Genomic DNA, 13,511 nt, shown 5'->3' with positions numbered 1-13,511 from the left:
CCGGTGTGCAAGCGCGGGTCCCACTCCTGGCAGCCCCTGCAGCAGGAAAAGCCGCCTCGATGCAAGACGTTTCGGCTTCCTGTCGAATCGCCGCAGGATTCGCTCCTGTGGTCCGCGCACCTGCTCCGCCAGGAACCGCAGGAGGCGGGTCGATTGTTCCGCGTCGGATGATTGCAGCACGGGAAGCCGCCACATGGCGGCGATCGAAACGAGTGCTCCTTCCACCGAGTGGTGATGCACGTCCGGCAGCGAGAACGGCGTCGGACCTTCGATCAGGAGCAGCGATCGGTAGGGGCTGTGAGCCAATCGTGCCACCTGCGGAAACAGACGACCGTCAACCAGCGAGGCGACCAGGTCACGAATGGTTTTTCGCTCGACCAGCACTTCGCCGTTCACCACGTAATCGCCGGTAGCCAGACGTTCCATCCGCACGTCGAACCAGCCGCTCCGACGCACCGCGTCCAGCAATACCGAGTCGCGCTCGGAGTGGTCGACAGCGAGCTGATGGACAGAGTCAGGGATGCCCGGCGACGTTGTGATCCGTGAAACAAGCGACCCCTTCGTCCTCCGCGCATCCATGTCCGATTCCCGACGACGACGATGGCATCGTCGCGGGTCGAGAATCAAGCCGTTCCCGATTCAGGGTTGTCCTCGTCTTCCAGGAGTGGGCCTCCGATGACCTCGATGCTGTCGCCAACGAACGCCCGGAGGGTGAAGCCCTCGAAGGACATCAACATCCGGCCGACTTGGTCCCAGGTGAACGGTCGGCCATCGATCACCAACAGCGGGACCTCCCCAGCGCGGTCAGGATCCCAGGTGATGCGGCCGACGAGATGACGTGCGTCGGTGATCCGCCAACCCAGTTCGCCTCGCTCGACATGGCGGACCGCGAGTCCGTGCTGAATCCGGCCGTACAACACTCTGAACAGATCCCACGCGTTGTCGTTGAAGTCGCCGAGGACTGAGAACTCGTAGCCTTCCTGCCCCTCGGGCACGCGCTCTCGCGCGTGCAGGGCGTGACCCGTAACCACGAGCATCGATCGAAACTCGAACGTGTGCTCGACGCCATCGGCATCCGAGACGGTGACTGGCTGCAACGGCGTGTTATCAAAGTCGACGCCCATCATCGCTGCCGTCTCGTCGTTGAAGCACCGGTAGCAGCGGATACCGACGTTCGCCACAGAAATGCTCTCGTGTGATTTCAGCGGCTGTCCACAGCGCCCGCACACGTTTTCATCTGGCATGACGGTCCTCTCAGAGTTCGCGGGTCGTTCGCAACGATTCCCGCGCCCACTCATTATCCTGAGCGCCACGGCGCCGCGCTGGTGCTCGACCTGACGGACAGTGAGCTGCTGTTTTCCTGATCGCCCGCCAAGGTGTCTCATTCGTGTCTCAGTGAAAGACCGCGCGATTTGCCGCCGGCTCTCTAACTCGCTGATGGTCATTCGGTTGCGGCGAGACGATGCCGAGGCCGATAACGTGGGTCGAAGACCGGGCGATCGGCGTCCACCGAAGAGCGCCGTAAGTCGCTGTTGTTGAAGGGATTAAGTGGCTGGGAGGCAGGGATTCGAACCCCGATAACGTGGTCCAGAGCCACGTGTCCTACCGTTGAACGACCTCCCAGCAATTTGAGGCGGGCAGGAACCTCTTACTTTAACAGGTTCTACCGGGTGGTTCTACCGGGGTCCGGAACCTTCCGGCCGAACCAATCGTGCAGAACCTCCCGTGCAGAACGAGTCGCGCAGAACCAGCCGTGCCGAACCTACTTGTCAGAACCATCCGTCAGAACCCTCGTCCGCCCTCTTTCCCAGTAGAACGGCAGTCGCTTGCGCGGCGTCGGCGCGATTTCATCCATCGTCGCGGCGTCGTACAACCGGCCGTTCAGCATGACCATCCGCACCGAATCCGTGTTGCGAATGTTGTCGAGCGGATTTCTGTCGAGCACGACCAGATCGGCGAGCTTGCCCTGCTCGAGCGAGCCGACGTCCGCGTCCATGCCCAGGTACCTCGCGCCGTTGATCGTGGCGGCAGCGAGCGCCTGGATCGGCGACATCCCGCCCTGCGCGAACATCCAGGTCTCCCAGTGCATGCCGATGCCCTGGATCTGGCCGTGGGCGCCGGTGTGCACGAGCCCTCCCGCGTCCGCGATCTTCTTCGCCCCCTTCGCGATCAACACGTGGTTGAAATCATCCTCCGCCGCCATGGTTCGGCGGCGCGAGCGCGGCACGACGACGTCGCCGGGAACGAAGGTGAGCAGGCGCCTGTTCTCCCAGACGTTGTGGTGCTGGTAGAAGTAATACTCGCCCGACAATCCGCCGTAGCCCACGATCATGGTCGGCGTGTAGCCGCTCTGGCTCTTCGCGAAGAGCGTGACGACGTCGTTGTAGAGAACCGGCACGGGCAGGGAATGCTCGACACCGGTGTGGCCGTCGATGACCTGCGACTCGTTCATGTAGAGAAGCGAGCCCCCCTCGGGGACGACCATCATCCCGGTTTCGCGCGCCGCCTTGATGATCATCTGCCGCGAGTCGCGCCGCTGCTGGTTGTAGCTCTTCACGCTGATGGCGCCGACCGACTTCATCCGCCGCAGGTGCGACAGCGCATCGTCGTACGTGTCGACGACCGCCTTGAACGGTGTCTCCGCGCCGTAGAGGATCGTGCCCGTCGAGTACAGCCGCGGCGACAGCTTCATCCCCGCGCGCACCAGCTCCGCGTTGGTGAAGACCGTCTCGGTGTCGTTTGACGGATCGTGAGACACCGTCACGCCGTACGCCAGGTTCGCGACGAGCGGCCACGCGGCCTGCGCGACGATGCCGTCGCTCTCGCCGCCGAGGTGGGCGTGCACGTCGATGAGCCCGGGGATGATGGTCTTCCCCTTCACGTCGATGCGCCTGGCGCCGGAGGGAACGCCGAGGTTCGAGCCGACGGCCTCGATGCGATTGTCGCGCACGACGATGGTGCCGTTGTCGATGACCTGATACCTGGCCTCCGGCCTCCGGCCTCTGGCCTCCGCCATCGTGACGATCCGGGCGCCCACGAGCGCGATGGTTCCGGATGGCTTGTCCGCCTTCACGGAGAACCCGATCGACACGCCCTTGCTCTCCGGCTCGGCCGGCGTGAACTCCTGGTCTCCTGCGTTCAGGAAGGCGAAGCTCCTCGAGACATCACGCGTGAACAGCTCCGGCCCCAGGGCCCAGTGCACCTGCCGGCTGTCGCCGGACCAATGCAGGTACATCCCCGCGTCGCGCGATATCTGCGCCACCGGATATCCCTTCACGTTCGGGCCGAGATCGACGGGGCGACCCGTCCGCGGGAACGTGCCCACGTAGGCACGCCACCGCTCCGCGAACGCCACCCACTTCCCGTCGGGCGAGGGCACGATCTGCGTCGCGTTGTCCGACTGGAAGTGCACCGCTTCGTCGCTGCCGTCGAGGTCCACGCTGGCGAGCACGAACTTCTCTCCGCGGCGGTCCCGGAAGTAAATGCGCTTCCCCGTGTGATCGAACTGCGGATCCGCGCCGGCATCCCTCACCTTCCGCGGCTCTCCGCCCTTCACGGGGACGACGAAGATGCCCGTGTCCTCGGCGCGCGTGATGGCGCGGATGCCGTCGGCACGCACAGCTCGAAACACGATCCACTGCCCGTCGGGCGAGAACTCGGGGTCCGCGTAGTGTCCCGGCGTGGCGACGAGGTCGCGCGTGCCGCTGCCGTCGGCGGCAACAACTCGGACGCGGCCGAAGTCGCGGTCGTTCCAGGCCGAGTACGCGATCCACTTGCCGTCACGCGAGAACGACGGGTCGAACTCCAGCCACTGCGAGGCCCAGTCGGCGGCGTCCTTCGTCAGCTTCGCGGGCTGTCCGCCGGGCAGGGGTTTCCTGTACAGACGGCCGAGTGCGCTGTAGACCACCGCGCTGCCGTCGGGAGACGTGTTCACGTCGCGCAGCATGCGGACGGGGAACTCGTCCGGCGCGACGTTCTGCTTGAAGCGAAGCGCCTCGTTGATCGTCAGCTCGACGCGGGCGCTGAAGGGAACCGGCTCCCCCGTCCTCGCGGCGACGTCAACCTTCCAGATCGTGCCTTCGCCCCAGATCACGATGGCCTTGCTGTCGGACGTCCACGCGTACTGCGCGTAGACGCCGTGGATCGCCCATGCCTCCTGGAGATCCTTGTCGAGGCGATCGAAAATCGGGAACTCGTCGCCGGTCTCGATGTCGTGCAGAAAGAGCAGGCTCTTCAAGCCGACGCGGCGGATGAACGCCAGGTACTTGCCGTCGGGCGACGGGCGCGGCGTGATGGAGCCGCCGGGCCGGTTGATGTACGTGCGTTCCTTGCCCGTGGCGAGGTCGCGGCGGATGATGGCGTAGATCCCGCCGTACGGATCCTTGTTGTATTCAAACGCCTGGCCGGGCGTCACGTCCTTGCTGTAATAGAGGTATTTCCCGTCGGGCGAGATGGCCGGCTCGCCGGCGTCCTTCTGCCACCCGTTGCGCTCGGTGACCTGGAGCCCCTCGGACCCGCCGGCGTGAAACATCCAGATCTCGCCGGCGCCAAGCGATCGTTCCTTGACGAAGTGCCGGCGCGCGAAGATGTAGTGGCCGTCAGGCGACCACGCCGGGCTGTTGACGAACCAGCGTTTCTCCGACGAGACCTGCTTCGCGTTCTTCCCGTCGGCCTCCATGACCCAGATATTCCAGAGGCCATCGCGATCGGTGGAGAACGCGATCCGCTTCCCGTCCGGGCTGAACCGCGGCTGCATGTCGAACGGCGCGCCGCTCGTCAGGCGCGTCGCCTTGCCGCCGCCCGCCGCGGGTATCGTGTAGATGTCGCCGAGCAGGTCGAAGACGACCGTGCGGCCGTCCGGGCTGACGTCCACGTTCATCCACGTCCCCTCGGTCGTGTCGAACTCGACCTTCGAGGTAGGGCCAAGCGGATCGTTCACGTCCCATTTCTTCTTCTGATCGCCCTGCTGCGCCCCGAGCGGCAGCGCAAGGGCGGTCAGCATTCCCGCAACAAACCAGGCTCTTTTCATCTATCACCCTCGTACCTGACCTCTGGCCACTACGAATTCTCCAGGCTTCTCCACAAATACCAGCACGCCACGGATCGGTACGGCCGCCACGGCTCGGCGATCTTCAGCACCCGCTCGGCCTTCGGCTTCTTGCGCAACCCGTACGCCCGCATCATCGCGTTGACGATCCCCAGATCATCGACCGGCATCACGTCGGGCCGGTGCAGCCGGAACATGAGAAACATCTCCGCGGACCACCGCCCCAGCCCTTTCACGCGGGTGATCGCTTCGATCGCGGCTTCGTCCGTCATGGCATCGAGCGCATCGAGCGGCAGCGTGCCGTCGAGCACCTTCGCCGCAAGATCGCGCACGTAGGCGATCTTCTGCCGGCTCAGGCCCGCGGCGCGCAGAGTGTCATCGGACATGGCGGCGAGGCCCCCCGGCGTGGGCGTGCCGCCATCAAACAACGTGGCGATGCGCCCGTAAATCGTCCTGGCGGCCTTGACGGAGAGCTGCTGCGCCGTAATCGACTTCACGATGGCGGAGAAGTGATCGGGGCGCTGCGCGTCTGCCATCCCGCAAGGGCCGTATTTGCGAATCAGGTCGCGGATGACGGGATCTCGCCGGGCGAGCAGGCGCGTCGCCCTCCGGTAGTCGTCTGGGGTCACAGACGAACAAGAATATTCGATTTGCCGCGCAGGCGCGCGGCGTGAGGGCGATGGCGCGCCGGGAGAAAGAGGCCTCGGGGCTGGCGTTCTCCGACGCCAGGCCCGAGGCCGTCCGACGCGATCTGTACTTTTGAGGATTGCCCGCCCGGGCGCCGGCTACTCGTCGTCGGTCATCGATCGATCGACACTGGTGGGCGGCACCTCCGACGTGCTGTCTCCCTGTGTGGCCGCCATTCGCTCGCGCCGCTTCCGGTGGCTCGCGAGACCGCCCTTGCGTCCCGCCTCGCGGGCTTCGTCGCTCGTCCACTCGTGGGCGGTCCCTTTCTGATGCGCCGCCTTGCCTCCCTTGCTGGCAATTTCGCGCTGCTTCGAACGATCCATCGATGCGAAACCGCGATCTTCTTTCGCCACTGTTCCTCCTCCGGGGCGGCGCCGCAGGCGGGTCCCGCGCCCGCGGACATCCACCGCACCGAGCACAACTGCAACGCCGGTGCCACGAAGTGGCTGATTAAATTAGACTTAGAAGCGGTCTACCACCAGGGAAACTGCTGGGGAGAACTGCGCCGTCGGGGTGCCTCACGTGGAGCTGGACTGCCTGTTGAGCCGCATACGGCCGAGTCATCTCCTCGACACGGCCGCAGGAATTTCACGGTTTGGGTAAATTCCGCCTCACCTACGCGGCGTGCTGCTCGACTTCCTCGAGGCGCCGCAGTACCCGCGGCTTGCCAATGAGCGTAAGAACTTCGAACAGTCCCGGACTGACGGCCTGGCCTGTGACCGCCACGCGGGTGGCATGAATGAGGGTGGCGGCTTTGACGCCGCGCGCCTCCGCGGTCGACCGGAGCGCCGCCTCCAGGATCTCCGGCTCGAACACGTCGAGCTCGTCGAATCGCCGCCGCAGGGCGGACAGGTGGGCGAGGATTTCGGGGTCGGACAGGTGTTTCTGCGCGGCCGCGTGGTCGCGGACGATCTGATCGCTGAAGAACGGCATCCCGCGATCGACGAAGTCGGCGAGCGTCCTCGCGCGCGGCTTGAGCAGCTCGATCACCTCGTGGAACCAGCCGCGAAGCGCGCCGCGGTACTCCTCGCGCCACAGCCCCGCCGCGCGCAGCGGCAGCTCGATCCGCCGTGCGATCTCGGAGGGATCCATCCGCATGATGTGCTGCTGGTTGAACCACTCCAGCTTTTCGGGGTTGAACACGGCATTGCCGCCGCTGATCCCCTCGAGGGCGAAGGCGGCGGTCAGTTCCACGCGCGTCATCACCTCGCGATCGTCTCCCGGCGACCACCCCAGCAGCGCGAGGAAGTTGAACATCGCCTCGGGCAGGATCCCGCGCTTCTGGTACTCCATCACCGACGTCGCGCCGTGCCGTTTGCTCAGCCGCTTCCTGTCGGGGCCAAGGATCAACGGCACGTGCGCGAAGGCGGGCAGCGGCGCGCCGAACGCGGCGTACAACAACACCTGCTTGGGCGTGTTCGAGATGTGATCGTCTCCCCGGACGACGTGCGTGATGGCCATGTCGATGTCGTCGGCGACCACCGACAGGTGGTACGTGGGATGCGCGTCGGACCGCAGGACGACGAAGTCCTCGATCGTGTCGTTCGGGATCGCGATGTCGCCGTGCACGAGATCGCGGAACGTCGTCGCGCCCGCGTCCGGTACCTTGAAACGGATCGCGCGCGGGGCGCCGGCGGCTTCGAGCTCCGCGGTCCGCTCCGGTGACAGCGCACAGCACGTGCGCGGGTATTTCCACCCGCCGGCCGCCTGTTCCGTTTCCTCGCGCTGGCGCCTGAGATCCTCGGGGTTGCAGTAGCAGTAGTACGCGTGACCGGTTTCCACGAGCCGCCGCGCCATCGCGCGGTACTTGTCGAGCCGCTCCGACTGAAAGTAGGGGCCGTGCGCACCGCCGGCGCCGGGACCCTCGTCCCAGGTCAGGCCAAGCCAGCGGAGGCCGTCGAAAATCCCCTCCACCATTTCAGCCGACGACCGTTCGACGTCGGTGTCCTCGATCCGAAGCACGAACGTGCCGCCATGGCGCCGCGCGAAGAGCCAGTTGAACAGGGCGGTACGGGCGCCGCCGACGTGCAGGTACCCGGTGGGCGACGGCGCGAAGCGGACGCGTGGTGCCATCCTTCTATTGTATTTAATCGGCTGGTATTCGTAGATCTCAATCCCCTGCTGCAGCAGGCGCTCGTAGGCGGCGCGGCTCGCGTACTTGACCGGCTTGGCGTCGGTCACGTCCCCCTCGACGAGCACGCGGACCTTGACGCCCCGCTGCACCGCCCGGTCGAGCGCATACGTCGTGGACTCGTCGAGCAGGAAGTAGGGGGACGCGATGTCGAGCGTGCGCCTCGCGGCGGCGATGGAGAGCAGGTACAGCGCCTTGAGGGCGTTCCCGCCGCCGGTCGGCGAGCTCCAGATGACGACGGTCTGATCGGAGGCGCCGATTTCCGGCAGGGAACTGCCGATGTCAGGCGTGACGGGCGCGTCCGCGGCTTCGATGAAGTTCTCCGAGAAGCCCCCCTCGAGGTACCTGGCGGCGGGCCCGACGATCTCGAACTGGGTATCGCGCCAGTGCTTGCCGTCCTCGACGCGCCCGATCCAGTTGTCGGATACGCCGACGCCGCCGGCGAAGCCGACGCGACCGTCCACGACGAGGATCTTGCGATGGGTTCGGTAATTGACCTCCTCGAGCGTGTACCAGGCGGGCCTGTTGAACAGCGCGATTCGGGCGCCGGCCGCCGCGAGCCGCGGGACTGTTTCCCGCTCGACCTCTGGCGATCCCATCGCGTCGAAGACGATGTTCACGCGCACGCCACGCCTGGCGGCGGCCTCGAGCGCGCGGTCGAACTGCGATCCAATCTGCCCGGGCTCGTAGATGTAGGTCTCGAGGCTGATCCGCTCCCGCGCCTGCCCAACCGCCTCCAGCATGCGCGGAAAGATCTGCTCGCCGTCGACAAGCTGCGCGAAGCGGTTGCCGCTGGTGAGCGCCGCGCCCGTCAGCGCGGCGACAAACGGCGGAAACGCCGCGCTGTCGGCGCCGTGCGGGCTCTCGACCCGGAACGTCGCCTGGTCCTGGGCGATGAGGAGGCCAAGCGCGATGACACCCAGGATGGCGACCCGCGCGGCCAGCGGCTTCTTCCACACGCCGCCGAGCTGTGCAACTTCAGCGCCTGAGAAGCCCGCGCTCCGCGCCGAACCTCAGCAGCCGGGAACGAATCTCGTCGCGCGTCTCGCGAAAACGCTGCAGCCGCTCGTCGTCAGTACCCGCGACGAAGGACGGGTCCGCCAGCGGCCAGTGCAGGCGCTCAACCTTGATGGGAAGCGTGGGACACACCTCCTCCGCGCAGAGAGTAATGACGATGTCGACATCCGAGGTCTTCACCGAACCGACAGGCTTCGATCGGTGGCCCGAGATGTCGATGCCGAGCTCGGCCAGCGCGGCAATCGCCAGGGGGTTGACGCTCGACGGCGCGCTGCCGGCGCTCTGGACGTGGGCGGCATCCCCGAACAGATGCCGCGCGAGCCCTTCCGCCATCTGGCTGCGAGCCGAGTTGCCGACGCAGAGAAAGAGAATGTTCATCGTGATGCGGGCTTCACCGCCCGCACGAACGCGCTCAGGAACGCGCCGTCCACCGCGGGCGCGATCGCATCGTAATCCAGTCCCGCCGATTCGATGAAGCTGCGCGCCTCGTCCGCGTGGTAGACGCGCGTCACCTCGATGCCGACCGCGCCGAAACCGGCGGCCGCCAGCTTGGACCTGTAGTCTTCGCCGCTCAGCGCGCCGGCGATGCAGCCGGCCCACAGCTCGAGATTGCGCTGCACGTCGGCGGGGATGCCGGCGCCATCACGGCGGACGATGTCCGACACGGCGAAGCGGCCGCCGGGCTTCAGCACGCGGAACGCCTCGCGCAGCACGCGGTCCTTGTCGCCCGACAGGTTGATCACGCAGTTGGAGATGATCACGTCCACCGAGTTGTCCGGGAGCGGGATGTTCTCGATTTCGCCGCGGAGAAAGTCGACGTTCGTGAGGCCGGACTTGCGCTGGTTCTCCCGCGCGAGCGCGAGCATCTCGTCGGTCATGTCGAGACCGTACGCCTTGCCCGTGGGTCCGACGCGGCGCGCGGAGAGGAGCACGTCGATGCCGCCGCCCGACCCGAGGTCGAGCACCACTTCCCCTTCGCGGAGCGTGGCGAGCGCCGTCGGGTTTCCGCAGCCGAGCGACGCCGCAACGGCGTCAGCCGGAAGGGATGCGATCTCCGACACGTCGTAGAGATCCCGGGTGATGGGATCGGAGGCTGCCGCGTCCCCGCTCGAGCAGCCACAGCTGGACGGCCCGCAGCAGCCCGTCTTTTCCTGGTGTGCGACGCGTGCGGCCGCGGCGCCGTAACGCTCCCTGACGGCGTTCTTCAGGTCGGCCGATGAGGTTCCCATCTGACGCTCCTCTTCTCGTGGAACAAGTGTATTCGCTCAGGCGAATATAGCCGGCTTGGATATATACGTCAAGGCGAATATAATGTTTTCGTGAGCGACGCCATTCAGCGGCTGGAAGAGGTCTTCAAAGCGCTGGCCGACTGCACCCGGCTGCGGATTCTGGGGCTGCTCGCGGCGGGCGAAGTCTGCGTCTGCGAGATCCATCAGAGCCTGGGCCTGCCGCAGCCGACGGTCTCGCGCCACCTCGCCTACCTGCGGAACGCCGGGCTCGTCACGACCCGGAAGCAGGGGCTCTGGGTGTATTACAGCGTCGCGAACGCAAATGACCCGGTGGTTCAGGCCGTGCTCGACTCGGCGGCGCACTGGGTCCATCACGCGCCATCGGTCGAACGCGACGCGGCACGCCTGGAAAAGCGCACCGGCGCGCGCCCGCGCAGCGGGCTCAAGTTCAAGGTCCTCGGCTGCTGCGGACGCTAGGAGCGGCGGCTAGTACTTCGGCTGGCTCGGATCGATCTGGTCGATCCAGGCGAGGATGCCCCCTTTGAGGTTCCTGACCTGTTCGACACCGCGCTCGCGCAGCAGGTGTACCGCCTTGGCGCTGCGGACGCCCGACTTGCAGTGCACGACAATCGGCCGCCCGGCCGAGGCCGAGAGCAGCTCCGGCACGCGCCCGCCAAGCTGGCCGAGCGGGATCAGCGTCGAGCCGGGAATGCGGCAGATCTGGAATTCCTGCGGCTCGCGCACGTCCAGGATGTACGGTGCCCGGCCGGCGTCGATGGCGGCCTTCAGCTCGCGCACGTCCGACTCGAGCGAGGGCGGGAGGGCCGCAGGCGGCGCGGCCACCGCGGACGCTGCGGCGCCGCAGAACTGCTCGTAGTCAATCAACTCCCTGATCGTCGGCTGGTCACCGCAGACAGGACACGCCGGATCCCTCCGCAGCTTCAACTCCCGGAACCGCATCGTCCAGGCGTCATACAGGAGCAGCCGGCCCGCCAGCGTCGTCCCGGAGCCGAGAATGAGCTTGATGGTTTCGGTCGCCTGAATCGTTCCGATGACGCCCGGCAGCACACCGAGCACTCCCCCTTCGGCGCAGCTCGGCACGAGCCCGGGGGGCGGCGGCTCCGGATAGAGGCAGCGGTAGCACGGCCCGCCGGGGACTCCGAAGACCGACGCCTGCCCTTCGAAGCGGAAGATGCTGCCGTACGCGTTGGGCTTGCCGAGGATCACGCAGGCATCGTTGACCAGATAGCGCGTGGCGAAGTTGTCGGTTCCGTCGAGCACGACGTCGTAGTCGCGGAGGATCCGCAGCGCATTGGCGGACGACAGCGCGTGCTCGTGCGTCTCGATCCGCACGCCGGGGTTGAGCGCTCCGAGCCGATCGCGGGCCGACTCGAGCTTCGAGCGTCCGACATCGTTCGTGCCGTGGAGGATCTGGCGCTGGAGGTTGCTCGCGTCGACCGCGTCGAAATCGACGATGCCGAGCGTGCCGACCCCGGCGGCCGCCAGGTAGAGGGCGGCCGGCGATCCCAGCCCTCCAGCGCCGACGCAGAGGACGCGCGCCGCTTTGAGCCGCCGCTGCCCTTCCACGCCAACCTCGGGCAGGATCAGATGGCGGCTGTAGCGCTGCACTTCGTCCGGCGTGAGATCGTGCGCCGGGGCCACGGCGGCGGGAGCCCCCCCGGCGACCGACGGCACGATGCTCACGACGTCCCCGTTCTTCACGCGAGTGGCATCGCGCGCCAGGTGACGGATGTCTTCGTCGTTCACGTACACGTTGACGAAGCTGCGCAGGCGGCCGTCCTCCGCAAAGAGGTGCGGCCGCAAGGCCGAGTATTGCGAGGTCAGCGCGGCGAGCAGCTCGCCGACGGTCTCGCCTTCAAGCTCCACCGCGTCGCGATCGCCGGTGTAGGGCCGGAGCGGCGTAGGAATCAGAACCCGATGCGCCATCTCAAATCTCCTCGAACGCGGACCGGTCTTCGCGGAGCCGCCAGGACGTCAACTCGCCCGGCACGCCAGCACCGACCGATACGATGACGTAGGTCAGGTTGGGCCAGGCCTGTTCCAGATCGTGCTGCGAGGGGCGCGCCGGATGATCCGGGTGCGAGTGGTAGAAGCCGGCGAGCGTTCCCCTGCGCGCCTGCGCCCGCGCCTCGGCGAGCCGGTAATCCGACGGTGCGACGAGAAACCTGCGGCGCGCCTCGCCGGCGGTCGTATTCGGCAAAGGGAACGCCTCGACGATCGCGCCATCGGCCGCGATGAGCGCCCCGCAGCATTCGTGCGGGTACGCCTCCCGGGCGTGGCGGCGGATTTCGGCGACGGCGTCTTCCGCGATCGCGCTCATCCCGCCTCCGGTGCGTCCCAGAAGTGCTCGGTCAGGTACCGCGTTCCGCTGTCCGGGAAGATCATCACGATGACCCCTTCGCGGATGCGCGCGGCGAGGTCGAGGCTCGCGCCAAGGGCCGCGCCGCTCGACACGCCGACGAGGAGCCCCTCCTGCGCGAGCCGCCGGGTCAGCGCGTAGGCCCGCTCGGTCGACACGCGGATGTCCTCGTCGGCGAGCGACGGGTCGTAGATGCCGGGACGGATCGCGGTCTCCATGTGCTTCAGCCCTTCGATCCCGTGCATCGGCGAGTCGGGCTGCACCGAGATCAGGCGGATGTCGCGGCGGTGCTCGCGCAGCCGGCGCCCCACGCCGATGAACGTGCCGCTCGTGCCGAGCCCGGCGACGAAGTGCGTGACGCGTCCGCCGGTCTGATCCAGAATCTCCGGCGCCGTGGTGTCGTAGTGCGCGCGCCAGTTCGCGTCGTTGTTGTACTGATCGGCGTAGAAATAGCGGCCGGGCTCCTGCGCGAAAAGCCTGCGGGCTTCGAGGATCGCGCCGTCGGAGCCCTCCATCGCGCTCGTCAGGACGATGTCGGCGCCGTAGGCGCGAAGGGTGCGCGTCCGCTCGGGTGTCACATTCGCGGGCACGCACAGCCGCAGGTTGTAGCCGCGCGCCGCCGCGATCATCGCGTACGCGATCCCCGTGTTGCCGGAGGTGGCGTCGAGAATCGTCATGCCGGGCCGCAGGCGTCCGGCACGCTCTCCTTCCCGCAGGATGGCCGCCGCGGCGCGGTCCTTTACCGATCCTCCGGGGTTCTGGAACTCGGCCTTTGCGTACAGCTCGACGCCCGGCGTGCCGCTCTCGAACTGCCGCAGCCGCAGGAGGGCCGTCCGGCCGATCAGGTCCGCAATCGATTCAGGCGTCGCCGCTCGCGCGATAGTCATTCGTGTCGGTGGACTGAAAACTAAAGAGCCCGGAGGCTGCTGGCCTGCCGGGCTCTGGTCTGGTGCGTTCGATCGGAATCGCGTGATTCAGGATGTTCCCGCAGCAAGACCTCGGCCGCGACAGCCCTTCAGG

The 13,511-nt window shown here is 67.0% G+C and carries 12 protein-coding genes and 1 tRNA gene; 1 reads left to right on the top strand and 12 read right to left on the bottom strand.

What is annotated here, in order from left to right:
- The 9 genes from HYU53_09595 to HYU53_09555 all read right to left on the bottom strand — a co-directional run.
- Nucleotides 1-579, bottom strand: a 579-nt coding sequence (locus tag HYU53_09595) for a hypothetical protein (protein ID MBI2221447.1), incomplete at its 3' end; no start/stop codon positions are given.
- Nucleotides 580-623: 44 nt separating this feature from the next.
- The gene (locus HYU53_09590) at nt 624-1,244 is read right to left on the bottom strand and encodes a hypothetical protein (GenBank protein MBI2221446.1); all 621 of its coding nucleotides are present in this window, start codon (nt 1,242-1,244) and stop codon (nt 624-626) included.
- A gap of 305 nt (nt 1,245-1,549) precedes the next feature.
- Nucleotides 1,550-1,623 (bottom strand) — tRNA-Gln (locus HYU53_09585).
- Nucleotides 1,624-1,762: 139 nt separating this feature from the next.
- Entirely contained in the window at nt 1,763-5,029 is a 3,267-nt protein-coding gene (locus tag HYU53_09580) for a PD40 domain-containing protein (protein MBI2221445.1), read from the bottom strand.
- Between the two features lie 29 nt (nt 5,030-5,058).
- The gene (locus tag HYU53_09575) at nt 5,059-5,676 is read right to left on the bottom strand and encodes a DNA-3-methyladenine glycosylase 2 family protein (protein ID MBI2221444.1); all 618 of its coding nucleotides are present in this window, start codon (nt 5,674-5,676) and stop codon (nt 5,059-5,061) included.
- Between the two features lie 156 nt (nt 5,677-5,832).
- Nucleotides 5,833-6,057, bottom strand: a complete 225-nt coding sequence (locus HYU53_09570) for a general stress protein (protein MBI2221443.1) — start codon at nt 6,055-6,057, stop codon at nt 5,833-5,835.
- Between the two features lie 292 nt (nt 6,058-6,349).
- On the bottom strand, nt 6,350-8,824 hold the full coding sequence (locus HYU53_09565) for a glutamate--tRNA ligase (GenBank protein MBI2221442.1): 2,475 nt from the start codon (nt 8,822-8,824) through the stop codon (nt 6,350-6,352).
- Between the two features lie 19 nt (nt 8,825-8,843).
- Nucleotides 8,844-9,260 carry an arsenate reductase ArsC gene (locus tag HYU53_09560; protein MBI2221441.1) on the bottom strand — a complete coding sequence of 139 codons (417 nt, stop codon included), beginning with the start codon at nt 9,258-9,260 and terminating at the stop codon, nt 8,844-8,846.
- The gene (locus tag HYU53_09555; protein MBI2221440.1) at nt 9,257-10,111 is read right to left on the bottom strand and encodes an arsenite methyltransferase; all 855 of its coding nucleotides are present in this window, start codon (nt 10,109-10,111) and stop codon (nt 9,257-9,259) included. The genes HYU53_09560 and HYU53_09555 overlap by 4 nt, the downstream gene beginning before the upstream one ends.
- Nucleotides 10,112-10,213: 102 nt before the next feature.
- Here HYU53_09555 and HYU53_09550 point away from each other — a divergent pair, with 102 nt between their 5' ends.
- A complete protein-coding gene (locus tag HYU53_09550) occupies nt 10,214-10,588 on the top strand; it encodes a winged helix-turn-helix transcriptional regulator (GenBank protein ID MBI2221439.1) in 375 nt (124 codons plus the stop codon).
- A gap of 9 nt (nt 10,589-10,597) precedes the next feature.
- Here HYU53_09550 and moeB read toward each other — a convergent pair whose 3' ends face one another.
- From moeB to HYU53_09535, 3 genes are read right to left on the bottom strand one after another with little or no spacing between them, the layout of a single operon-like run.
- The gene (gene moeB / locus HYU53_09545) at nt 10,598-12,058 is read right to left on the bottom strand and encodes a molybdopterin-synthase adenylyltransferase MoeB (protein ID MBI2221438.1); all 1,461 of its coding nucleotides are present in this window, start codon (nt 12,056-12,058) and stop codon (nt 10,598-10,600) included.
- A 1-nt stretch (nt 12,059) separates the two neighbouring features.
- A complete protein-coding gene (locus tag HYU53_09540; GenBank protein MBI2221437.1) occupies nt 12,060-12,452 on the bottom strand; it encodes a M67 family metallopeptidase in 393 nt (130 codons plus the stop codon).
- A complete protein-coding gene (locus HYU53_09535; GenBank protein ID MBI2221436.1) occupies nt 12,449-13,378 on the bottom strand; it encodes a cysteine synthase family protein in 930 nt (309 codons plus the stop codon). The genes HYU53_09540 and HYU53_09535 overlap by 4 nt, the downstream gene beginning before the upstream one ends.
- Between the last annotated feature and the right edge of the window lie 133 nt (nt 13,379-13,511).

It is taken from the genome of Acidobacteriota bacterium (genome assembly GCA_016184105.1).
Lineage (GTDB): Bacteria > Acidobacteriota > Vicinamibacteria > Vicinamibacterales > 2-12-FULL-66-21 > JACPDI01.
Note: the sequence above shows the minus strand (reverse complement) of the source record. Positions and strands in the feature narration are given on the sequence as shown.

Bases quoted from the DNA above. Each gene is read 5' to 3' on its own strand.
- HYU53_09590 (MBI2221446.1), bottom strand. From the start codon at position 1,244: ATGCCAGATGAAAACGTGTGCGGGCGCTGTGGACAGCCGCTGAAATCA.
- HYU53_09580 (MBI2221445.1), bottom strand. From the start codon at position 5,029: ATGAAAAGAGCCTGGTTTGTTGCGGGAATGCTGACCGCCCTTGCGCTG.
- HYU53_09570 (MBI2221443.1), bottom strand. From the start codon at position 6,057: ATGGATCGTTCGAAGCAGCGCGAAATTGCCAGCAAGGGAGGCAAGGCG.
- HYU53_09560 (MBI2221441.1), bottom strand. From the start codon at position 9,260: ATGAACATTCTCTTTCTCTGCGTCGGCAACTCGGCTCGCAGCCAGATG.
- HYU53_09555 (MBI2221440.1), bottom strand. From the start codon at position 10,111: ATGGGAACCTCATCGGCCGACCTGAAGAACGCCGTCAGGGAGCGTTAC.
- moeB (MBI2221438.1), bottom strand. From the start codon at position 12,058: ATGGCGCATCGGGTTCTGATTCCTACGCCGCTCCGGCCCTACACCGGC.
- HYU53_09540 (MBI2221437.1), bottom strand. From the start codon at position 12,452: ATGAGCGCGATCGCGGAAGACGCCGTCGCCGAAATCCGCCGCCACGCC.
- HYU53_09535 (MBI2221436.1), bottom strand. From the start codon at position 13,378: ATGACTATCGCGCGAGCGGCGACGCCTGAATCGATTGCGGACCTGATC.